Origin of the sequence: Amycolatopsis eburnea (assembly GCF_003937945.1) — a bacterium.
Classification (GTDB): Bacteria; Actinomycetota; Actinomycetes; order Mycobacteriales; family Pseudonocardiaceae; genus Amycolatopsis; species Amycolatopsis eburnea.
On record NZ_RSEC01000033.1, the window covers coordinates 12598 to 33429 of the forward strand.

A 20832-nucleotide genomic window follows, 5' to 3' on the forward strand; every position below is an offset into this window, starting at 1 on the left:
GAGCGGGTATCCGCGACCAGCGCCGCCCGGAAGGAGCCCGCCATGCCCGACGGCCAGCCCACGATGGGCGTCGAAGAGGAGTTCCTCCTCGTCAACCCCCGCACCGGGCACGCGTCCGCGTGCGCGGAGCGAGTACTGGCGCGGTACCGCCACCACGGCCCGCTCCCCGACGGCGTCCGCGTGCACCGCGAGCTGCGGCTCACCCAGATCGAGGCCGCCAGCGGCGTCTGCACCACCGCGGACGGGCTCCGGCACCAGCTCACGACGGCCCGGCGCGTGCTGGCCGGCGCCGCCGCGGCCGAAGACTGCGCGCTCCTGGCCACCGGCACCCCGATCGGGCCCGGCCCGGCCGCGCCGCCACCCGCGAGCGACGGCCGGTACGCCGAAATCGACGCCACCTACGGCGCGGTGGTCGCCGACTACGAAGCCTGCGGGTGCCACGTCCACGTCGGCGTGCCCGATCCCGACACCGCGGTCGCGGTCGTCAACCACGTGGGGCGGTGGCTGCCCACCCTGCTCGCGCTGTCGGCGAACGCGCCGTTCGACCACGGCCGCGACACCGGCTACCACAGCTGGCGGATGGTCCAGCAGGCCCGCTTCCCCGGCTCCGGCGTCGCGCCGCACCTGCGTGACCACGCGGAGTACCGCCGGGCGGTCGAGACGCTCGTCGACTGCGGCGCGCTGGTCGACCCGGACCAGACGTTCTGGCTGGCCCGCCCGTCCGGCCGGTTCCCGACGGTGGAGTTCCGGGTCGCCGACACCGCGCTGACCGTCGACCACGCCCTCCTGCAGGCGCTGCTGAGCCGCGCGCTGGTCCGGCGGGCGCTGGCCGACCTCGACCGCGGGCGCGTGGCGGAACCGGTGTCGCCGCAGGTGGCCGCGGCGGCGGTGTGGGCCGCGGCGCGCCACGGCCTCACCGGGCAGCTCGTCGACGTCGCCGGGCAGACGCGCCGGCCCGCGTGGGCCCTGGTCGAGGAGCTGCTCACGCACGTCCGGGACGCCCTCGACGCGAACGGTGACCTGGCCGAGGTGCAGTCCCTGGTCGCTGTCCTGCGTGCCGAGGGCACCGGGTCCGTGCAGCAGCGCGCGGCGGCCGGCCGCGGCTCCCCGGAGGCGGTGGTCGGCTGGCTCACCGCACTGACCGTGCCGGCGGGGCGTGGAAAGCTGCGCACGGGGTAGCCGGGACCCATGACGACCTCGACCCTCGCGGTGCCCGCCGCCCGCGGCCCGCTTTCGGAGTCCGTGCTGGGCACCCTGCTGCGCGAACAACCCCGCGCGGACCTCGGCTTCACCGGCCTCGGGGCCGCCGACCCGCTCGGCGACGACGTCCAGCTGGCCCTGCACCTGTGCTACGAACTGCACTACCAGGGCCTGCCCGGCGTGTCGCCCGACTGGGAGTGGGACCCGGAACTGCTGCGCCTGCGCGGCGCGCTGGAGGCACGCTTCCTGGCGGCCCTGCGCGAAAACGTGCCGGGCGGCGACGACGTCACCGCCGAGCTGGACGCGCTGCTGGTCGAGCCGGTCGACGCGGAAGGCGTCTCGCACTTCCTGCGCGACCACGGCGACTGGGCGCAGGTGCGGGAGTACTTCACGCACCGCTCGGTGTACCACCACAAGGAAGCCGACCCGCACGCGTGGGTGATCCCCCGCCTGCGCGGCCGCGCCAAGGCGGCGCTGGTGGCGGTGGAGTTCGACGAGTTCGGCGGCGGCCGCGCGGAGCGGGTGCACGCGCGGCTGTACGCGGACCTGCTGCGCGCGGCCGGCCTGCCCGACGGCTACCTGGCGCTCATCGACCACGCCCCCGCCGAGATGCTGGCGGTGGTCAACATGATGTCGCTGTTCGGCCTGCACCGCTCCCTGCGCGGCGCGCTGTGCGGCCACTTCGCGGCGGCGGAGATCACGACCGCGCCGTCCGCGCACCGGCTGGACCAGGCCCTGCGCCGCCTCGGCGCTCCCGAGGCGTGCCGGTTCTTCTACACCGAGCACATCGAAGCCGACGCGGTGCACGAACAGGTGATGCGCCACGACGTGCTCGGCGACCTGCTCGACCAGGAGCCGGACCTGGCGGCGGACGTGGTGTTCGGCATCCAGGCGACGGAGTTCCTCGAAGGCCGGTTCGGTGCCCGGCTGCTGGACCACTGGCGGGCGGGAGAGTCTTCGCTGCGGCTTCCGTTGCCCTGAGGCGGAGATGCCATGAAAGGGTCGTTCATGTCGTCCGGCGAGATGAACGACCCTTTCATGACGTCGCGGGCGGCCGCACCCGCTTGCGGTGGCTGGTGTCGCAGAACGGGAACCGCTTGCTCCGCCGGCACGCGCACACCCGCGACCACGAACCGGTCGGAGCGCACCACCTCCCCATCCGGCGTGCGCAGTTCCACCGGGCCCTCCACGAGCACCGGGCCGCCGGGGACCACCGTCACCCGGCGGGGGCGCTCAGCGGTCGGCACGCAGCACCACCAGTTCCTCCGTCCGCTGCCCCGGGGCGATCAGGCCGGCCGCCTCCAGGAACGCCGTCCGTCCGGAAAGGACCGGGCCGAACGGGATCCGGGCGCGCCGGGCCACCGAGACCCGCAATCCCTGCGCGGCCAGCAGTTCCCCCGATTTGTTCACATCGGACAGTGTGGATTGGACGATCAGCAGCGTTCCGCCGGGACGCAGGAGCCTGCCCGCCGCGGCGCACAGCGGGTCCAGGACCGCGCGGCCGTCCGGGCCCGCGTCCCAGCCACGGGTGGCGCGGACCGTCGGGGCCGGCGCCGGGACGTACGGCGGGTTCGCCACCACGACGTCGAACGGGCCCCGGCGCAGCGCCGTCGTGAGATCTCCGCGGCACGGGCGCACCGCGGCCTGGCACCGCAGCGCGTTGAACCGCGCCGAAGCCAGTGCCCGGCGCGAAAGGTCCACGGCCAGCACGCTTCTCGCGCCGCGGCGGGCCAGCGTGATCGCCTGCGCGCCGGTGCCGGTGCACAGGTCCAGGGCCCGCGCGCCGGGCGGGACGGCCAGGTCGGCGATGGCGGCGGTGAGCAGGGCGGTGTCCTCCTGCGGGCGGTACACCCCGGGCAGGCGCAGCAGCCGCGGCGCGGGGACGACGGTCCGGGCGGCCACGGGGCCCGGGCGGACGGGTTCCGCCGACGTGGTCATCTCGGTCTCCTTCACCTCGCCGCGGGCCCGGCGCGATCGCCGGCGGACAACCGCGTCGCCTCCGGCTACCCGGCGAAGATCGCCGCAAACCGATCCCCCGCAGGCGGTTGGGGCGCGCCAGCGGGGGTATCCGGTCCGGAAAGGATCGTGACGGAGGAGGCCCACGATGACGTCCCAGGACCGCACGCAACACCCCACCGAGCCCGCCGAAGGCGCCCGCGGCGACGACCCGCACGGCGACACCCCCGAAGCCCAGCGCGAAACCCTGCGCGGCGAGCAGGGCACGTCCGGCGGCGACCAGCACGACGACACCGACCCCCAGTCGGGCTGATTCCCGCGTGAGTGAAGGGGGCTTTCCGCGCGGAAAGCCCCCTTCACTCCGGTCACTCGAACTCGAACGGCAGCGCGGCCACGCACGCCTCGTACTTCTGCACCATCTCGTGCTCGGTGTGCGCCGCGACGAACAGGTGCGCCAGCTCGAAGCTGTAGCTGTCCTGCTCCGGCAGGTCCGAAAGCCGTTGCCCCACCTCGGGCACGATCTCGATCTGCGTGCCGTCGATGCGCTCCTGCACCGCTGCGATCTCCTCGGGGGTCGGCACGCGCGTCACGACTCCGTCGGAGAACCGGCGCAGGTACCACTTGCCGGCGATCTGGTACTTGCCCCTGCTGGGCCGGCGCGCGGGGTCCTGGCCGAGGCCGAGGCGCACCATGATCTCGTGGTTGGCGACCCCGTCGACGAACTCGAACAGCTCGGCGTGCGACTGGGAGTGCCGCGGGTTGATCTCCAGCAGGCACACCTGGCCGGACTCCGGGTCGCAGAAGAACTCGATGCTGAACGTCCCGTTGTCGAAGCCGATCCGTCTCATCACGCGCTCGGCGACGTCCCGCATCCGCTGCACCGGCTCCTCGCCCAGCTGGGACGGGTACTGGTGGCGCAGGAACGAGGAGCTGTCCGGGTAGTTGATCGAGTCGAGAGCGCCGTAGACGGTGACCTCACCGCGGTAGACGTACCCCTCGACGGCCGCCTGGACGCCGTGCAGCGCCTCCTCGGCCAGGCACGCCGCCCCACCCACCTCGGCGATCTCCGGCGGCAGCCGCACCTGGTCCAGCACGTAGCCGAACGGCTCGCCCACCCGCCCGACGCCGTCCCGGATCTCGGCGACCGCGTCGGCGAATTCGGCTTCGTTCTCGGCCTTGAAGGCGAGTTCCGAAGAGAACGACTTCACCGGCTTCAGCCACATCGGGAAGCCGACGCCGTCCGGCGGCGACGGCCGCTCGTCGTCGAGGTCGACGATGCCGAAGTGCGGCAGCTCGTCGATCACCTCCCGCTGCTCCAGGCGGCTCCAGTACTTGTGCTCGCACTTGAGGATCGCCTCCAGTGACACGCTCGGCAGGCCGTACCGGGCGCACAGCATCGGCACGAGCGACGCCGCCGGGAAGTCCCAGTAGCTGACGATGGCGCCGACGTCGCCGTCGAAGGCGTCCAGCTCGTGCTGCGCCGACTTCAGCAGCGCTTCGAAGTCGATGTCCCCGTGCTGCAGGTCTTCCGGGGTCAGCAGGCCGTGGAACTCGTAGTTCCCGGCCCACGGCAGGCGCTCCAGCACCTGCTTGTTCTCCTCGTCCAAGCCGATCACGAAGATGTCGATACCCATGCCGAAGAGCTACCCCCACCGGCTTCGCCGAAACGGGGCCGGATGGCCGGTTTGGCGACCGCGGGAACGGGCATCCGTTCGCATGACTGTGCTGCCCGAACCGCTCTCGCTCTGGGTGGAGACCGCGCCCGCGCCCGATCGCACCGGCGTCCCGGTGCCGGAGTCCGCCGACGTGGCGGTGCTCGGCGCGGGCATCGCCGGCCTCACGACGGCGCTGCTGCTCGCCAGGGGCGGCCGGTCGGTCGTCGTGCTGGAAGCCGACCGGGTCGCCGCCGGGGTCTCCGGGCACACCACGGCGAAGGTCAGCGCGCAGCACGGCGCCAAGTACGCGGACCTGACGTCCCGGCACGGCGCGGGAGCCGCGAAGGCCTACGCCGCAACGCAGACCGCGGCCACCGAGTGGATCGCCACCACGGCGGCCGAGCTGGGGATCGACTGCGGGTTCACCCGCGCCGACAGCTACGTCTACACCACGCGGGAGAAGACCGTGGACTCGCTGAAGCGGGAGGCCGACGCGGCCGCCGCGGCGGGCCTGCCGGCGTCGTTCACCGAGGACGTCGCGCTCGACGTACCCGCGCTCGGCGCCGTCCGCACCACCGGGCAGGCGCACTTCCACCCGCGGCGCTGGCTGCTCGGGCTGGCCGCCGAGGTCGAGCGGGCGGGCGGCACCGTCGTCGAGAAGGCCCGCGCGACGGCCGTGCACGGGCGGACCGTCCGCACGTCGCGCGGCGACGTCGCGGCGGGCGAAGTCGTCGTCGCCACCCACTACCCCGTGCTCGACCGCGGCCTCTACTTCGCCCGGCTCGAACCGGTGCGCGACCTCGTCGTCGCCGGCCCGGCGGCCGGGAACGCCCCGCCGGCGGGCATGTTCCTCGACGCCGACACGCACCACTCCGTGCGCGGGTACACCGAGCAGGGCACGCCGATGGTGCTCGCGGGCGGCGAGCACTACCGCGTCGGCGCGCACGTCGACGTCGAACGCCGCTACCGGCGCCTGGCGGACTGGGCCGGCGCGCACGCCGGGCTGCACCGGGTGACCCACCGCTGGTCCGCGCACGATCTGTCCACTGTGGACCTGCTGCCGTACGTCGGCCGCTACCTGCCGGGGACGAAGAACCTGTGGGTGGCCACCGGGTTCGGCCAGTGGGGCATGACCGGCGGCACCGCGGCGGGGCACGTCCTGGCCGCGCGGATCCTCGGCGAGCCGCACCCGGCCGCGGACCTGTTCGACCCCAACCGCTTCGACGCCCGCTCGGTGCCCGCACTGGCGCAGGACAACCTCACGGTGGCGAAGTACCTGGTCGGCGACCACATCGCGGCGTTGGGGCGGACGGAAAAGCTCGACGACCTCGGGCCCGGCGAGGCCGCGGTCCTGCGCGTGGGCGGCGAGCTGGTCGCCGCCCACCGCGACGAAGCGGGGCAGCTGCACACCGTCGGCGCCCACTGCACCCACCTCGGCTGCCTGGTTTCCTTCAACGACGCGGAAAAGACGTGGGACTGCCCGTGCCACGGCTCCCGCTTCGGCGTCGACGGCGAGGTCGTCCAGGGCCCCGCCGTCCGTCCGCTGCGCCGCGGCTAACCGGAAGCGAGCCTCTTGCCGGCGTCGTAGAGCAGGTGCAGGACGTCGGCCACGCCGATCGCGGTCAGCACCGTGGCCGCCAGGCGCGTCGGCCGCGGCGCCACCACCAGGCCCGCGGCCAGGCCGGTGCCGATCCAGACGTCCAGGCAGAACGGGCACGACAGCAGCTCGCCCACGGCGTGTTCGGCGTGGCCGCGCCCCGGCACGGACTCGTTCAGCTCGTCCTCCCCCGCCGGCTCCTCGTACTTCGTGAACGGCGCCCGCAGCGGGCTGGTGATGGCGGCCTTGGCGAGCATGCGGCCGGCCTTGAACGTCGCGGTGCCCAGCAGGACGGTGTCACCGGCGCCGAAGCGGCGTGGCAGCCGGGCACCGGACACCCGCCCGAGCGCCGTCAGCGCGCCGACGAAGGCGCCGTACGCCCCCATCGCGCCGAGGTACCCGGCGAGCGGCCGGTCGGCTTCCCCGGCGTACCGGCGCTGGACCCGCTTCGCCTTGGCGGCGACCTCCTCGACGATCGTTGCGGTGGTCATCCGTGCTCCTTCCGGTGCTTTCCCGAGGCGTACCCGCGCCGGCGCGCGGCAATCATGGTTGCGGGGCGCGCCCGGCGGGTACTTCGCGGCGATGGGACGCACCCGGCTCCGGCGCAGTGACCTGCGCGGCCCCGGCATCCGGCGGATCCGCCGCGGCCGGGGCTTCTCCTACGTCCTCCCCGACGGCTCGCCGGTCACCGACGACGAGCTGCTCGCGCGGATCAAGGACCTGGTCATCCCGCCGGCCTGGCGGAACGTGTGGATCTGCCCGCACCCGAACGGGCACGTCCAGGCGGTCGGCACCGACGACGCCGGCCGGCGCCAGTACCTCTACCACGAGCAGTGGCGGCGCGACCGCGACGAGGAGAAGCACGACCGCGTCCTGGCGATGGCCCGGCGGCTGCCCGGGTGGCGCGAGTCGGTGGCGGCCGACCTGGCCGGCCGCGGCCTGACCAGGAAACGCGTCGTGGCGGCGGCGCTGCGCATGCTCGACCGGGGCATCTTCCGCACCGGCGGTGAGGAGTACGCGGAGGAGAACGGCACCCACGGCGTCGCGACGCTGCTGCGGGAGCACGCCTCGGTCCGCGGCGACGAATGCCGGTTCCGCTACGTCGCCAAGGGCGGCCTCGACCGCGAGGTGGCGATCCGCGACGCGGCGCTGGCTTCGGTGGTGAAGTCCCTCCTGCGCAGCCGGTCCGGGAGCGACCGGCTGCTCTGCTACCGCGAGGGCGGCACCTGGCACGAGGTGCACGCGGCCGACGTCAACGAGCGCTTCAAGGAGCTGGCGGGCGAGGACTGCACGGCCAAGGACCTGCGTACGTGGACGGCGACGGTCCTGGCCGCGGCCGCGTTCGCCGCGGCGGACCCGCCGACGTCCGAGACCGCCCGCAAGCGCGCGGAAGCCGGGGTGATGCGGGAGGTGTCCCGGGCGCTCGGCAACACCCCCGCCGTCTGCCGCTCGTCCTATGTGGACCCGCGGCTGGTCGAGGCGTACCGCGGCGAGCGCACGATCGCCGCCGCGCTCAAGCGGGCGGGCCGGCTGGAGGGCGACGACGCGCGCGCGGTGCTGGAGAAGGCGTGCGCACGGCTGTTGAAGGCGTCCTGAGGGTTGGAAGTCACTCGGACGGGGAAGACGATCAGGGTGCGGACGTCCGGTCGAGCGGCAGGAGGCACGGTGAGTGAACGCCGATCCATCCGAACGTGTACTGGTCCGCGGACCCGGCCGTCCGGGACCCTGGGGACGATGACTTCCGACCCGTCCCCCGTGCGCTGGCGCGCCTCGATCGGCCTCGCCGTGGGCGGCGACGGCCCGGTGTCGAGCATCGTCGAGTCCGAGCACGGCAGCGAGGGCTCGGCGCGCGAGTGGATCGAACGGAAACTCCCCCGCGCCCGCTTCCCGGCGTGGATCCCGGCGGCCCGCCGGGCGGACGGCGTCGAGTTGTTCGGCCGGGTGGCCCGCGGCCACGTGGTGACCGGACGGCTGGTGCCGACGTGGGAGTCGGACTCGGGCGCGGCGGTGTGGCACGCGGACCGCGAGGGTGACCACGTCCAGTGGCGCCGCTGCGCGGCCGAGGAGCGCTGAGCCGGCCGGCTCAGTCCGTGCCCAGCTCTTTCCGCAGCAGGCAGAACTCGTTGCCCTCCGGGTCCTGCAGCACCACCCACGACTCCGTGCCGTCCTGCCCGACGTCCGCGGGCCGCGCGCCCAGTGCCAGCAGGCGGCGCAGCTCCGCATCCTGGTCGCCGCCCACCGGGTTCACGTCCACGTGCAGCGGGAGCTTGCCGCGGCGGGGGTGGTCCGTGCGGGCCAGCACCAGCGTCGGGGGGCCGTCGCCCAGCGGGACGCCGGGGAGGCCCAGCTCGAGGCCGTCGGGCTCGTGGCCGATCACCTCGTAGCCCAGCACCGCGCACCAGAACTCCGCCAGCCGGTCGGGGTCGTGGCAGTCCAGCACCAGTCCGGTGATCCGGGCGGCCATCCGGTCAGCTCCGTTCCGTCTCGCGGGCCACGTCCGCGGCCTCGTCCTCGTCCATCGCCTTGGTGTCCCGCGGCGGCAGGAAGGGCTCCTGCTGGTCCTCCTCGCGCCCCGCTTCGATGCCGCGGCCCCGGGCGAGCTCGGCGTCGAGCTCGGCGCCCAGCAGCACCGCCAGGTTCGAGATCCACAACCATACAAGGAACACGATCACGCCCGCCAGCGAACCGTAAGTCTTGTTGTAGGAACCGAAATTCGCCACGTACAGCGCGAACCCCGCCGACGCGAGCACCCACAGCAGCACCGCCAGCAGGCCGCCCGGCGTCAGCCACTTGAAACCCGGGTGCCGCACGTTCGGGCCCACCCAGTACAGCAGCGCGAACGCCAGGCTGACCAGCAGCGCGATCACCGGCCACTTCGCGATCTCCCACACCAGCACCCCGGTCGAGCCGAGCCCGATCAGGTCGCCCAGGCGGCGTGCGACGGTCCCCGTCGCCACGACGCCCAGCGCGCACGCCGCCAGCAGGACGACGATCCCGATCGTGAGCAGCACCCGGATCGGCACCACCTTCCACACCGGCCGGCCCTCCGGCATGCCGTAGATCGCGTTCGACGCCCGCATGAACGCGCCGACGTACCCGGACGCCGACCACAGCGCGCCGAGCAGGCCGATGATCGCCAGCGGCCCGGCCAGGCCGCGCGAGCCGGCCAGCTCCCTGATCGCGCCGACGAGGATGTCCTTCCCCTGCCCCGGAACGACCTGGCCGACGTTGTCGATCACGGCCTGGATCTTGTCCGGGCCGAGCAGGCCGAGCAGCGACGTGAGCACGATGACGCCCGGGAACAGCGACAGCACGCCGTAGTAGGTCAGCGCGGCGGCCCAGTCGGTCAGGTTGTCGCGGCCGAACTGCTTGAACGTGCGCTTGAGCACCGCGCCCCACGAGCGCTTGGACAGCTCGCCCGGCCCTTCGGGCGTTTTCCCTCGCTTGGCCACCGCCGCCACCTCCGCTTCGTCGGCGATGGCATACCCGGACCGGTACCGGGTATTCCTCCGTCAACCCGATGCCCAGGAGGAGCCCCGTGACCGAGGTCAGCCGCGTGATCGACGTACCGCCCGACGCCGTGTTCGACGTCCTCGCCGACGGCTGGCTCTACGCCGGGTGGGTGGTCGGCAGCTCGCACATCCGCGACGTCGACCCCGGCTGGCCGGCGGTCGGCTCCCGGATCCACCACAGCGTGGGCCCGTGGCCGGTGCACATCCAGGACGTCACCGTGGTCCGGGCGGTGGAGCCCGGCCTGTCGCTGTCCCTGGAGGCCCGCGGCTGGCCACTGGGCGCGGCGGCGGTCGGGCTGACGCTCGTCCCGCACGGCGAAGGGGCCACGCTGGTCCGGATGACCGAGCACATCGTCAACGGCATCGGCAAGGTGCTGCCGGCCGCGATCCAGGCGCTGATCGTCAAGCCGCGCAACACCGAATCCCTCGCCCGCCTCGCCGACCTCGCCACCGGCAAGCACGCCCGCGCACAGGACGGCCACCCCCGCCCGTAGGTCTGCCGCGGCTGGTCGTGGGTGTTCAGTCGGGTTCTGGCGAACGGTCTTTTGCCGACCCGCGTTGTCACCGAGTGCTGGAACGGCCAACTCACCGCCCGCGGCGGCCAACTCACACACCGGAACGGCCAACTCACCGGCAAGGCGGGTGAGTTGGCCGTTCCGGGAGGCGTTGTGGCCGGTGGTGCTGCTGGGACTCAAGGGGCCGGTGTGCCGGGTCCGGATGCACCCAATGTGGCGTTCGGTGCGTTGGACGCACCGAACGCCACATTGGGTGCGTTCCCGGCCGCCTGAGCCCTCGCCGCGGCTGGTCGTGAGTGTTCAGTCGGGTTAGAACCCGACTGAACACTCACGAGCTGTAGATGGCGCGGTGCGCGGCGCGGATCACCGCTGCGTAGCCGCCGCCGAGGCGGCCGGCCCGGGCGAGGGCCGCGCGGGCCGCGTTGGCGCCCGGGCCGCCGTGGACCGCGCCGCCGGGGTGGGCCGACGCGCCCGCGAGGAACAGCCGGTCCACCGGGGTGTCCGCGCGGCCCGTGCCCGGGACCGGGCGGAAGAACAGCTGCTGGTGGATCGCCGTGGTCCCGGCGTTGATCGCGCCGCCCACCAGCCCCGGGTTGTGGCCCGCCAGCTCGGCAGGCCCCTGCACGTACCGCGCTTTGATCAAGCCGGTGAACCCCGGCGCGTTCGCCTCGACCGTCTCCTCGATCCGCTTCGCCCGCCGCTCCAGCGCCGCGCGGTTTTCCATCGTCCCGCGCGGCACGTGCGTGTACGCCCACGCCGCTTCGGTCCCCGACGGCGAACGCGTCGGGTCGGTCGTGGTCATCTGGCCCAGCAGCAGGAACGGGCGGCGCGGGGTGCGGCCCCTGGCGAGTTCGCCGCCGAACGCCGCGAGCCCGTCGAGGTCGGTGCCGAGGTGGACGGTGCCCGCGCCCCGGGCGGCTTCGGCCGTCCACGGGATGGGGCCGGACAGCGCCCAGTCCACTTTGACCGTCCCGCTGTCCCATTCGAACTTCCCGAGGTCCTCGACCAGCCGGGGCGGCAGCCGGTCCTCGCCGACCAGCTCGCGGTACAGCACCGGCGCCGGCACGTCGGCGAGCACGGCCTTGCGCGCCCGGACCGGGTCGCCGGCGGCGTCACGCACGCCCAGCGCGCGCCCGCCGCCGACGAGGACCTCCCGCACCGGACGTCCACAATGGACTTTCCCGCCGCGGGACTCCAGCCGCCGGACCAGCGCCGCGATCAGTTCGCCCGCACCGCCTTCGGGCACCGGGTAGCCCTCGTCCTGCCCGATCATCGCGAGCAGCCAGCCGAACACCGCGCTGCCCGCGTTGTCGACGGAAAGGTCGCTGTGCGCGGCGTTCCCCGCCACGAGCAGCTTCGCGCCCTCGCCGGCGAACAGCTCGTCCCCGAACCGGCGCGCCGGCAGCGTCAGCATCCGAGCCAGCCGCAGCGCGTCCCCGGTTCCCGTGCGGCGCAACAGCTTCAGCGCCGGGCGGACCGGCGGGAACGGCGTGAACAACGCGTTCAGCAGCGGCTCGCGGATTTCCCGCCACTGCTCGTGCAGCGCGCGCCACGCGTCACCGTCGCCCGGGGCGAACTCGTCGGCCGACGCGGCCGTGCGGTCGAGGTCGCGGGACAGCACCGCGCACCGGTCGTCGGGCAGCACGTGCGCCAGGACGTCGGGGGCGTGCCGCCAGCGCAGGCCGTGCTCGGCCAGCCGCAGGCCCTTGATGACCGGGGACACCGCCGAGAGCGGGTAGAACGCGCTGAACAGGTCGTTGCGGAAGCCCGGCTCGGTGACCTCGGCCGTCCGGACCGAACCACCGGGGTGCTCGGTCGCCTCCAGCACGAGGACCGACCAGCCGGCGTCGGCCAGGACGTTCGCCGCCACCAGCCCGTTGTGCCCGGCACCGATCACCACCGCGTCGAAGGCTTCCGTGCTCACTGGCCCTCCTGCTGTTCAGGCTTGCGACTGGTGGCTCGGCCCGACCCGGGTGAGCGAGCGGAGCCGGGCCAGTACCCCGGAGCCGCGCGGCGGCGCCAGTGCCGGGCTCGCCGCCCCCGCACCCGAGCGCAGCCCGGCGACCAGTTCGGCGATCGCGGACGCGGCGTCATACCGAGGTTGCCAGCCCAGGACCGTCTCCGCCACCGTGGTGTCGGCGAGCGCCGCCCGATCGGCCAGCTCCAGCCACCCGGGGTGCACCGGGAGGGCACCGCTCGCCCAGGCCGCGCGCACCGCCGCCCGCGCGAGCGGCTTCGGCACCGGGAGGCGGGTACCCCCGAGGACGGCGGCCAGCGCGTCGGCGTCGAGAACGTCCGGCGCGGCCAGGTTGACCGGGCCCGTGTACCCGGTGGCGAGGATCAGCCGGATCGCCTCGGCGACGTCGGAGGTGTGCACCGCCTGGGCCCTTAGGTCGTTCCACAGCGGAACCGGCAGCCGCCGCCCGCCCGCGAGCCGCGCGGGCACCGCCGGGTCGAGCAGCCAGCGGGCGAACTCGCCTGCCGCGCGCCGCTGCAGGATCGCGCACGGCCGGAGCCGGGCGAGGCCGATCTCCGGGTGCCGCGCCTCGAACCGGTCCAGCAGGGACTCCAGCGCGGCCTTCCCGCGGCTGTAGGCGCTGTGCTCGATCCCGGTGCGCGGGTGGAATTCGCTCACCTTGTCCCAGCGCGAAGCGGGCCCGTAGGCGGCCACCGAGGACGCGGCGACCAGCCGCGGCACGCCGGCGGCGGCCGCCGCGGCGAGCACGTGCCGGGTGCCGTGGTCGTTGGTGCACCACATCGGCGGGTCACCGCGCCGCGGCGAGATGGCCCAGGCGAGGTGCACGACGGCGTCCGCGCCCTCGAACAGCGCGGTCAGCTCCCGGTCGGCGCCGCGGCCGCCGACGTCCAGCGCGCACCACCCGGCCGCGCGGTACGGCTCGGCCGTCGTGTCCGGCAGCCGGCGCGCTAGCCCGACCACGTCGTGGCCGGGCTCGAGGGCGGCCAGCAGTGCCGTTCCGACGTTGCCGGTGGCTCCGGTGATCACTATGCGCACCCCGGACGCTTACCCGGTGGCGCGGCGGCGAAACTCAGACCAGGTCGCGCGGGATCCGCCGGTGCCAGTTGCGCGAGACGATCCGCCGGGCCCCTTCGTAGCCGTCCAGCTGGGCGTCGATGACGAATTCGGTGTCCGTGCAGGACACCCGCGTGCGGGTCTCGCTGCGCGCCAGCCACTCGCCGCGGGCGAAGGTGACGTCCCACGCCGTTTCCGCGACCGGCGAGCGGAAGTCGTCGGCAACCCAGGTGTAGCGCTCGCGCACGTCCCGGGTGACCTCCAGGTCGAGGTCGTCGAAGCGCACGGTGCCGGCGTCCTTCACGATGTCCAGCGCCGACTGGTAGTCGACGAGGTCACGCGAGACCGTCCAGCGCTGCTCCCCCGGCGTCAGCGCGGTGACCGTCATCGGCGGCGCACCTTCGGGTTCGCCGAACGGGCGGGCGGGCAGCTCGTCCGGCTCCGCGACCGGTCGGACGGGCAGCTCGAGCGCGCTGTGTCCAGTGTGGACGGACAGCAGCACCGGCGTCGGCGGCGGCCACGCCAGCGGCCAGTACGAAGTGGACAGTGACAGCCGGATCCGGTGCCCCGCCGGGAAAACCTGCGCGACGGCGTTCAGCTCGATCTCGACCGCGCACCGCTCCCCCGGCTCCAGCGGCGCCGGCTCGTCGTGGCCGTCGCGGTGGGTCAGGTTGAGCAGGCCGTAGGTGACGCGGGTCGCGCGCCCGTCCGGGGCGACGTCGGACAGGCGCGCCGCGACCATCGCGACCGGCTGGTCGGCGGAGACCTCCAGCCGCACGACCGGCGACCCGAGGATCTCGCACCGCTCGGTGAGCACGTCGGTGTCGAAGACGAGCGACCCGCCGTCCTCTTCGCGCTGGTCGTAGGGCAGGTCGGGCGGGGCGCTGTAGGACGCCCACTTCCCGGAGAACTGCCCGACCGACAGCGGCGAGGACACCGTCAGCGGTTCGTCGTCGACGGTCTCCCCCGGCCGCGCGAGCCGGTGCGGCGCCAGCGGCAGCTCCTGCGGCCGCACGTGCGGGGACGGCCAGGTCGCCTCGCCGACCCACCGGCCCGGCCGGTCCTCGTAGGACGTCGAGGGCGGGACGCTCTCCTGCATCCACGTCCGCAGCATCGGGCCGTCCATGGCGTCGTTCTCCTCGCCGCGGAGCCAGTGGTCCCACCACTTCACGACTTCCTGGAGGTAGCCGATGGCCGGACCGGGCTCGCCGAGGTGCGGGTACTTGTGCGACCACGGCCCGATCAGCCCGCGCCGCGGCACGTCGAGGTGCTCCAGCAGCCGGATGACGGCGTTGGAGTAGCCGTCGGCCCAGCCGCTCGAAGCCAGCACCGGGACCTGGACGTCGCTGTAGTTCTGCGACACCGAGGCGTGCCGCCAGTAGTCGTCGCGACGCTGGTGGCCGAGCCAGTTCTCGATCCAGAGGCTGCAGTTCTCGAGCCGTTCCCGCCACATCTCGCGCCACCGTTCACCGACGACCGCCGGGTCGGGCGGCAGCGTGGCGTAGGCGAACATCGTGCCGGACTCGGCGACGTTGTCCGAGAGCAGGCAGCCGCCCATGTAGTGCATGTCGTCGGCGAACCGGTCGTCGGTGAACGAGGAGATCACGATGGCGCGCAGGCTCGGCGGTTTCCGCGCGGCGACCTGCAGCGCGGCGAACGCGCCCCAGGAAATCCCCATCATGCCCGTGTCGCCGGTGCACCACGGCTGGCCGGCGATCCACTCGAGGACGTCCTCGGCGTCGAGCTGCTCGCGTTCGAGGTACTCGTCGGCCAGGACGCCCTCGGACTCGCCGGTGCCGCGGATGTCGACGCGCACGCACGCATAGCCGTGGCCGGCGAGGTAGGGGTGGTGGATCGAATCGCGCGGGGCGGTCAGGTCGCGCTTGCGGTACGGGATGTACTCGAGGATCGCCGGCACCGGCTCGGCGTCCGACGAGACCGGCCGCCAGATGCGGGCGGACAGCGCGGTCCCGTCGGACGCCGGGATCCGGACGTGGTCCTCGACGGTGATTTCGTGCGGCAGCGAGGTGACGGCTCGCAAGAGTCAGTTCCCTCCCCGGGTTACGCGTTGGGCTGCAACAGGATCTTCTGGGCGCCGTCGAGCTTCTTCTGGAAGATCTCGTACGCGTGTGGCGCGTCGGCGAGGGGCAGCTTGTGGGTGGCGAAGCCCTCGACGCCGAGCGGATCGCCGTCGCCGGTGAGCACCGGCATGACGTCGTCGAGCCAGTGCCGGACGTTGGCCTGCCCCATCCGCAGCTGCACCTGCTTGTCGAACAGCTCCATCATGGGCATCGGGTCGACCATCCCGCCGTAGACGCCCGAGAGCGAGATCGTCCCGCCGCGCCGGACGCTGTCGATGGCGGCGTAGAGCACGCTCAGCCGGTCGATCCCCGCCTTTTCGGTGACCTTGGCACCGATCGCCTGCGGGAGCAGGTTCACCAGGTTGTGCGCCAGCTTCCCGACCGGCGCCCCGTGCGCCTCCATGCCGACGGCGTCGATCACGGAGTCGGCACCGCGGCCGTTCGTCAGCTGGCGGACGCTGTCCCCGATGTTCTTGTGGTCCCGGGTGTCCAGCGCGGTGGCCCCGTGTTCCCGCGCCCGCGCGAGCCGCTCCGGCACGAGGTCGACCCCGATCACCTGGCCCGCCCCGCGGTGCCGGGCGATCCGGGCGCTCATCTGCCCGATCGGCCCGAGCCCGAAGACGACGACGGTCCCGCCCGCCGGCACGTTCGCGTACTCGACGGCCTGCCAGGCGGTGGGCACGACGTCGGAGAGGTAGACGAACCGCTCGTCGGGCGGGCCGTCGGGCACCTTGATCGGGCCGTACTGCGCCTGCGGGACGCGCAGGTATTCGGCCTGGCCGCCGGGCACCTGGCCGTAGAGCTTGGTGTACCCGAGCAGCGCGGCGCCCTTGCCCTGCTCGGTGACCTGGGTGGTCTCGCACTGCGACTGCAGGCCGCGCTCGCACATCCAGCAGTGGCCGCAGGAGATGTTGAACGGGATGACGACGCGGTCACCGGGCTTGATGTGCTCGACTTCGGGACCGACCTCTTCGACGACGCCCATGGGTTCGTGGCCGAGGATGTCGCCTTCGGTCATGAACGCGCCGAGGACTTCGTACAGGTGCAGGTCGGAACCGCAGATCCCGGTGGAGGTGACGCGGATGACGGCGTCGGTGGCCTCCTCGATCTTCGGATCCGGCACCTCTTCGACGCGGACGTCCCGTTTGCCGTGCCAGGTCACTGCCTTCATGGCTCTCCCTTTTCCGCGTGCGGGTCTCGATCCCGGATTCCCGGCGGAGGGAGAGACAAACGCGGAGCGGGCGTCAGGTGAGCAGGTCGGCCACCAGGTACACCGCCGCCGCCACCGCGGCCGCCGCCGGGAACGTCAGCACCCAGCCCAGGACGATGTCCCGCGCGATCCCCCACCGCACCGCCGACAGGCGGCGGGTCGCACCGACACCCATGATCGCCGCCGTGATCACGTGGGTCGTCGAGATCGGGGCCTTCACCGCGAACGCCGTCACGTACAGCACCGACGACGCCACCGACTCCGCCACGAAGCCGTGCGGCGGGTCCAGCGGGAAGACCCGGCGGCCCAGGGTGCGCATGATCCGCAGGCCGCCCGAGTACGTGCCCAGCGACAACGCCGCCGCGCACAGCAGGGTCACCCACATCGGGACCGCGAACGTCGCCTGCTGGCCCGCCGCCACCAGGGCCAGCACGATCACGCCCATGCCCTTCTGGGCGTCCTGGAGGCCGTGGCCCAAGGCGAGCGCCGAGGCCGAGACGATCTGGAAGCGGCGGAACACCCGGCCGCTGCGGTGCGGGTTCGCCCGGCGCAGCAGCCACAGCGCCGCGAGCATCGCCGCGTAGCCCAGGATCAGGCCGAGCAGCGGCGAAGCCACCATCGGGATCAGCACCTTCTCCGCGATCCCCGACCAGTGCACCTTGCTCGCCGCCGCCAGTGCCGCGCCGACCATGCCGCCGATCAGGGAGTGCGAGGACGACGACGGGAGGCCGAAGTACCAGGTGATCAGGTTCCAGGTGATCGCGCCGAGCAGCGCGGCGAAGACCACGGTGAGCGCGTCCGGGCCGGGCGGGACGTCGATGATGCCCTTGGCCACCGTCGCGGCGACGCCGGTGGACAGCAGCGCGCCGGCCAGGTTCATCACCGCCGCCAGGATCAGCGCCGCGCGCAGCGTCAGTGCCCGGGTCGACACGGCGCTGGCGATCGCGTTCGCCGCGTCGTGGAAGCCGTTGGTGTAGTCGAAGACGAGCGTCAGCACGATCACCGTGACCAGGGCGGCCGTCCCCGTCACTAGGACTCCTTGACCGCGATGGTCTGCACCACGTCGGCCACGTGCTCGAAGGCGTCGGCGGCGAGCTCGAACTGCTCGACGACTTCCTTGGTCTTCAGCACCTCGAGGGCGTCCCCGCCCGGCTCGAACAGGTGCGCCAGGATCCGCCGGTAGAGGCGGTCGGCCTCGTTCTCGAGCTCGTTGACCTCGATCCAGTACGGCTCGAGGTCGCCGACCTTCGCCAGGCCCGGCATCGACGACGCGGTCAGCTCCGCGCACCGGCACAGCACCCGCACCAGCACGTCCGTCCCCGGCGGGAACGCCTCGATCCGGTACAACACGGCCAGGTCGGCCGCGGTGTCCATGAAGTCGAGGACGTCGTCGAGCTTGCCGGCCAGCGCCTGGATGTCTTCGCGGTCGAACGGCGTCACGAACGAGCTGTTCAGCTCCACCATGATCGTGTGCGTCAGCTCGTCGCCCTGGTGCTCGACGTCGTGCAGGCGCTTGGCAAGCGCTTCCCGGTCTTCGGGGCGGGCCGCCACCAGCTCCTGCAGCAGCGCGCTCGCGGTCACCAGGTTTCTCGCGGCATCGGTCAGCAGGTCGAAGAACCGCGTGCCCCGTGGGGTGAACCGCATGGCTGTCCCTTCGTCGCCGCCTGGCCGCCGCGGGCCGGGTACCCGCGGTGGCCGGACGTTTAACCAGCTCTGTCCGGGAAACCAGGAGGACATGACCGATCCCGGCTCCCGGCGCCTGAGAGTACTGCTCTGGCACGTTCACGGCTCATGGACCGGCGCTTTCGTCCGCGGGCGCCACGAATACCTCGTGCCGGTGTCACCCGGTGGTGCGCCGTGGGGCCTCGGCAAGGCCGGCCGGGACTGGCCGTCGGTGACCGAGGTGCCGCTGGACCGGCTGGCCGAGGCCGAGCCCGACGTCGTCGTGCTGCAGCGCCCGGAAGAGCTGGACCTGACCGCGCGGCTGGGCGTGCCGTCCGTCTACGTGGAACACAACGCGCCCCGGCCGTACGCCGCGTCGAGCGAGCACCCGCTCGCCGGGCGCTCCGACATCACCGTCGCGCACGTGACCCACTTCAACGCGGCGATGTGGGACTGCGGGCGCGCGCCGGTCACCGTCGTGCCGCACGGCATCCCCGACCCCGGCGCGCGCTACACCGGCGAGCTGGCCGCCGGCGTGTCGATGATCAACGAGCCGGTGCGCCGCCGCCGCGTCACGGGCGCGGACCTGCTCGGCACGCTCGCCGGGGCCGGGCCGGTCGACGTGTTCGGCATGGGCACCGAAGAACTCGGCGCGCCGCTGCGCGGCCGGGGCGACGTCCCGGTGCCGCGCCTGCACGACGAGATCGCGCGCCGCCGCGTCTTCCTCCACACCGCCCGCTGGACGTCGCTGGGACTGTCCTTGCTGGAGGCGATGCACCTCGGGATGCCGGTCGTCGTCTTCGCCGCCACGGAGGCGGTGGCGGCGGTGCCGCCCGACGCGGGCGTGCTCTCCACCGACGTTTCGGTGCTGGCCCGTGGCTTCCGCGAACTGCTGCACGAACCCGACTTCGCCGCGCTCGCCGGGAAGAACGCCCGGGAGCACGCACTGAAGCACCACGGGCTCGGGGCTTTCCTGACCGCATGGGACCACCTCCTCGCCGAGACGGCCCGCTGAACCGAAGGGAACGCCGCACGATGAAGATCGCGATGGTGTCCGAGCACGCCAACCCCCTGGCCGCGCTGGGGGAAGCCGACGCCGGTGGCCAGAACGTGCACGTGGCCGAGCTGTCGGCCGCGCTCGCGCGAGCCGGTCACGACGTCACCGTCTACACGCGCCGCGAGAGCCCCGGCGAACCGGCCGAGGTCGAGACGGAGCGGGGGTTCCGGGTCGTGCACGTGCCCGCCGGGCCGGCGCGCAAGGAGCCGAAGGACCGGCTGCTGCCCTACATGGGCGAGTTCGGCGGGTTCCTGCGCGACCGGTGGACGGCCGAGCGGCCGGACCTGGCGCACGCGCACTTCTGGATGTCGGGCCTGGCGACCGCCCTCGCGGCGAGCGCGACCGGCACCCCGGTCGCGCAGACGTTCCACGCGCTGGGCGTGGTCAAGAAGCGGTACCAGGGCGACCAGGACACGAGCCCGGCCGACCGGATCCGGCTGGAGCGGATCATCGGGCGGCAGGCCGGGCGCGTGCTCGCCACCTGCTCGGACGAGGTCTTCGAGCTGTCCCGGCTCGGCGTGCCGCGGTCCCGGATCTCGGTCGTGCCCTGCGGCGTCGACCTCGGGCGGTTCACCGTGGACGGTCCGGTCGCCCGCCGCCGGGCACCGCACCGGCTGGTCGCGGTGGGCCGGCTGGTGCCGCGCAAGGGCTTCGACATCGCGATCACCGCGCTCGCGCAGCTGCCGGACACCGAGCTCGTCATCGCCGGCGGCCCCGAGCGGGGCCGGCTGTCCCAGGACCCCGAAGCGCGGCGGCTGCGCGACCTCGCCGACCGGCTCGGCGTCGGCGACCGCGTGCGGTGGCCCGGCCAGGTGTCCCGTGAGGACATGCCCGCCCTGCTGCGCTCGGCCGACGCCGTCGTCTGCACGCCGTGGTACGAGCCGTTCGGGATCGTGCCGCTGGAAGCGATGGCGTGCGGGGTCCCGGTGGTCGCGGCCGCGGTCGGCGGGCTGACCGACACCGTCGTCGACGGCGTCACCGGGCTGCTGGTCCGCCCGCGCGAGCCGAGGGAGCTGGCGTCCCGGGTGCGGCGGCTGCTCGACGACCCCGCGCTGCGCCACGCCTACGGGACCGCGGGCCACGACCGCGCGACGGCCCGCTACTCGTGGGACCGCGTCGCGGCCGACACGCTGCGGGCGTACCACAAGCTGGTGCCCGAGCCCGCGGTCGCCGCCGAGGCCCGCTGACCCCGGTCTCGACATCCGCGGCCCGCGGCTCCGGCAAAGTCGCGCCGGCGAGCGGGTGACCGGCCGCAGGCCGGCCGCGTGGTCTGCCCGGCCTCGCGGGGATGCCATGAAAGGGTCATTCATGTCGTCTGGCGAGATGAACGACCCTTTCATGACGTCGCGGCTGGGC

General features: G+C 73.6%; 20 protein-coding genes and 1 pseudogene. 9 read left to right on the forward strand and 12 right to left on the reverse strand.

The window, feature by feature from the left end; all coding sequences use genetic code 11:
- The first annotated feature begins 42 nt into the window (after positions 1-42).
- Both EIY87_RS10625 and EIY87_RS10630 read left to right on the forward strand, forming a co-directional pair.
- The gene (locus EIY87_RS10625) at positions 43-1179 is read left to right on the forward strand and encodes a carboxylate-amine ligase (RefSeq protein WP_125307526.1); all 1137 of its coding nucleotides are present in this window, start codon (positions 43-45) and stop codon (positions 1177-1179) included.
- A 9-nt stretch (positions 1180-1188) separates the two neighbouring features.
- On the forward strand, positions 1189-2181 hold the full coding sequence (locus EIY87_RS10630; RefSeq protein ID WP_125307527.1) for an iron-containing redox enzyme family protein: 993 nt from the start codon (positions 1189-1191) through the stop codon (positions 2179-2181).
- A gap of 55 nt (positions 2182-2236) precedes the next feature.
- On the opposite strand, the pseudogene EIY87_RS10635 reads toward EIY87_RS10630, so the two are convergent.
- Both EIY87_RS10635 and EIY87_RS10640 read right to left on the reverse strand, forming a co-directional pair.
- A pseudogene (locus EIY87_RS10635) lies at positions 2237-2447 on the reverse strand (CDGSH iron-sulfur domain-containing protein).
- Positions 2434-3138, reverse strand: a complete 705-nt coding sequence (locus EIY87_RS10640; RefSeq protein ID WP_125307528.1) for a methyltransferase — start codon at positions 3136-3138, stop codon at positions 2434-2436. The pseudogene EIY87_RS10635 and the gene EIY87_RS10640 overlap by 14 nt, the downstream one beginning before the upstream one ends.
- Positions 3139-3304: 166 nt before the next feature.
- Here EIY87_RS10640 and EIY87_RS48020 point away from each other — a divergent pair, with 166 nt between their 5' ends.
- Positions 3305-3469, forward strand: a complete 165-nt coding sequence (locus EIY87_RS48020; protein ID WP_191984042.1) for a hypothetical protein — start codon at positions 3305-3307, stop codon at positions 3467-3469.
- Between the two features lie 52 nt (positions 3470-3521).
- Here EIY87_RS48020 and EIY87_RS10645 read toward each other — a convergent pair whose 3' ends face one another.
- Positions 3522-4790, reverse strand: a complete 1269-nt coding sequence (locus tag EIY87_RS10645) for an ATP-grasp domain-containing protein (protein WP_125307529.1) — start codon at positions 4788-4790, stop codon at positions 3522-3524.
- Between the two features lie 82 nt (positions 4791-4872).
- On the opposite strand from EIY87_RS10645, the gene EIY87_RS10650 reads away from it, so the two are divergent.
- Positions 4873-6369 (forward strand): FAD-dependent oxidoreductase, encoded by a 1497-nt coding sequence (locus EIY87_RS10650; RefSeq protein WP_125307530.1) that lies wholly within the window; start codon positions 4873-4875, stop codon positions 6367-6369.
- On the opposite strand, the gene EIY87_RS10655 is transcribed toward EIY87_RS10650, so the two are convergent.
- Positions 6366-6899 (reverse strand): DUF1360 domain-containing protein, encoded by a 534-nt coding sequence (locus EIY87_RS10655; RefSeq protein ID WP_125307531.1) that lies wholly within the window; start codon positions 6897-6899, stop codon positions 6366-6368. The genes EIY87_RS10650 and EIY87_RS10655 overlap by 4 nt on opposite strands.
- A gap of 91 nt (positions 6900-6990) precedes the next feature.
- Between EIY87_RS10655 and EIY87_RS10660 the strand changes: the two genes are divergently transcribed.
- Together EIY87_RS10660 and EIY87_RS10665 are read left to right on the forward strand one after the other, a co-directional pair.
- Complete coding sequence (locus EIY87_RS10660; RefSeq protein ID WP_125307532.1) at positions 6991-8004, forward strand: DNA topoisomerase IB; 1014 nt, start codon at positions 6991-6993, stop codon at positions 8002-8004.
- A 138-nt stretch (positions 8005-8142) separates the two neighbouring features.
- Positions 8143-8481, forward strand: coding sequence for a hypothetical protein (locus EIY87_RS10665; RefSeq protein ID WP_225439814.1), 339 nt, complete (start codon positions 8143-8145; stop codon positions 8479-8481).
- Between the two features lie 10 nt (positions 8482-8491).
- Here EIY87_RS10665 and EIY87_RS10670 read toward each other — a convergent pair whose 3' ends face one another.
- A complete protein-coding gene (locus tag EIY87_RS10670) occupies positions 8492-8872 on the reverse strand; it encodes a VOC family protein (protein ID WP_125307533.1) in 381 nt (126 codons plus the stop codon).
- 4 nt (positions 8873-8876) lie between these two features.
- Positions 8877-9860: a YihY/virulence factor BrkB family protein gene (locus EIY87_RS10675; protein ID WP_225439815.1), complete on the reverse strand. Its 984-nt coding sequence runs from the start codon at positions 9858-9860 to the stop codon at positions 8877-8879.
- A gap of 86 nt (positions 9861-9946) precedes the next feature.
- Between EIY87_RS10675 and EIY87_RS10680 the strand changes: the two genes are divergently transcribed.
- A complete protein-coding gene (locus EIY87_RS10680; protein ID WP_125307535.1) occupies positions 9947-10414 on the forward strand; it encodes an SRPBCC family protein in 468 nt (155 codons plus the stop codon).
- A gap of 349 nt (positions 10415-10763) precedes the next feature.
- Here the strand turns inward: EIY87_RS10680 and EIY87_RS10685 are convergent, their stop codons facing one another.
- From EIY87_RS10685 to EIY87_RS10710, 6 genes are all read right to left on the reverse strand, one after another.
- Complete coding sequence (locus EIY87_RS10685; protein WP_125307536.1) at positions 10764-12359, reverse strand: phytoene desaturase family protein; 1596 nt, start codon at positions 12357-12359, stop codon at positions 10764-10766.
- Positions 12360-12374: 15 nt separating this feature from the next.
- Complete coding sequence (locus EIY87_RS10690; RefSeq protein WP_125307537.1) at positions 12375-13448, reverse strand: NAD-dependent epimerase/dehydratase family protein; 1074 nt, start codon at positions 13446-13448, stop codon at positions 12375-12377.
- Between the two features lie 34 nt (positions 13449-13482).
- Positions 13483-15507 carry a CocE/NonD family hydrolase gene (locus EIY87_RS10695; protein ID WP_125307538.1) on the reverse strand — a complete coding sequence of 675 codons (2025 nt, stop codon included), beginning with the start codon at positions 15505-15507 and terminating at the stop codon, positions 13483-13485.
- 20 nt (positions 15508-15527) lie between these two features.
- The gene (locus tag EIY87_RS10700; protein ID WP_125307539.1) at positions 15528-16718 is read right to left on the reverse strand and encodes a zinc-dependent alcohol dehydrogenase; all 1191 of its coding nucleotides are present in this window, start codon (positions 16716-16718) and stop codon (positions 15528-15530) included.
- Between the two features lie 73 nt (positions 16719-16791).
- Positions 16792-17787 (reverse strand): inorganic phosphate transporter, encoded by a 996-nt coding sequence (locus EIY87_RS10705; RefSeq protein ID WP_125307540.1) that lies wholly within the window; start codon positions 17785-17787, stop codon positions 16792-16794.
- The gene (locus tag EIY87_RS10710; RefSeq protein WP_125307541.1) at positions 17787-18401 is read right to left on the reverse strand and encodes a DUF47 domain-containing protein; all 615 of its coding nucleotides are present in this window, start codon (positions 18399-18401) and stop codon (positions 17787-17789) included. The genes EIY87_RS10705 and EIY87_RS10710 overlap by 1 nt, the downstream gene beginning before the upstream one ends.
- Before the next feature lie 91 nt (positions 18402-18492).
- On the opposite strand from EIY87_RS10710, the gene EIY87_RS10715 reads away from it, so the two are divergent.
- Complete coding sequence (locus EIY87_RS10715; protein WP_125307542.1) at positions 18493-19434, forward strand: glycosyltransferase; 942 nt, start codon at positions 18493-18495, stop codon at positions 19432-19434.
- A gap of 20 nt (positions 19435-19454) precedes the next feature.
- On the forward strand, positions 19455-20663 hold the full coding sequence (locus EIY87_RS10720; RefSeq protein WP_125307543.1) for a glycosyltransferase: 1209 nt from the start codon (positions 19455-19457) through the stop codon (positions 20661-20663).
- The last annotated feature ends 169 nt before the right edge of the window (positions 20664-20832 follow it).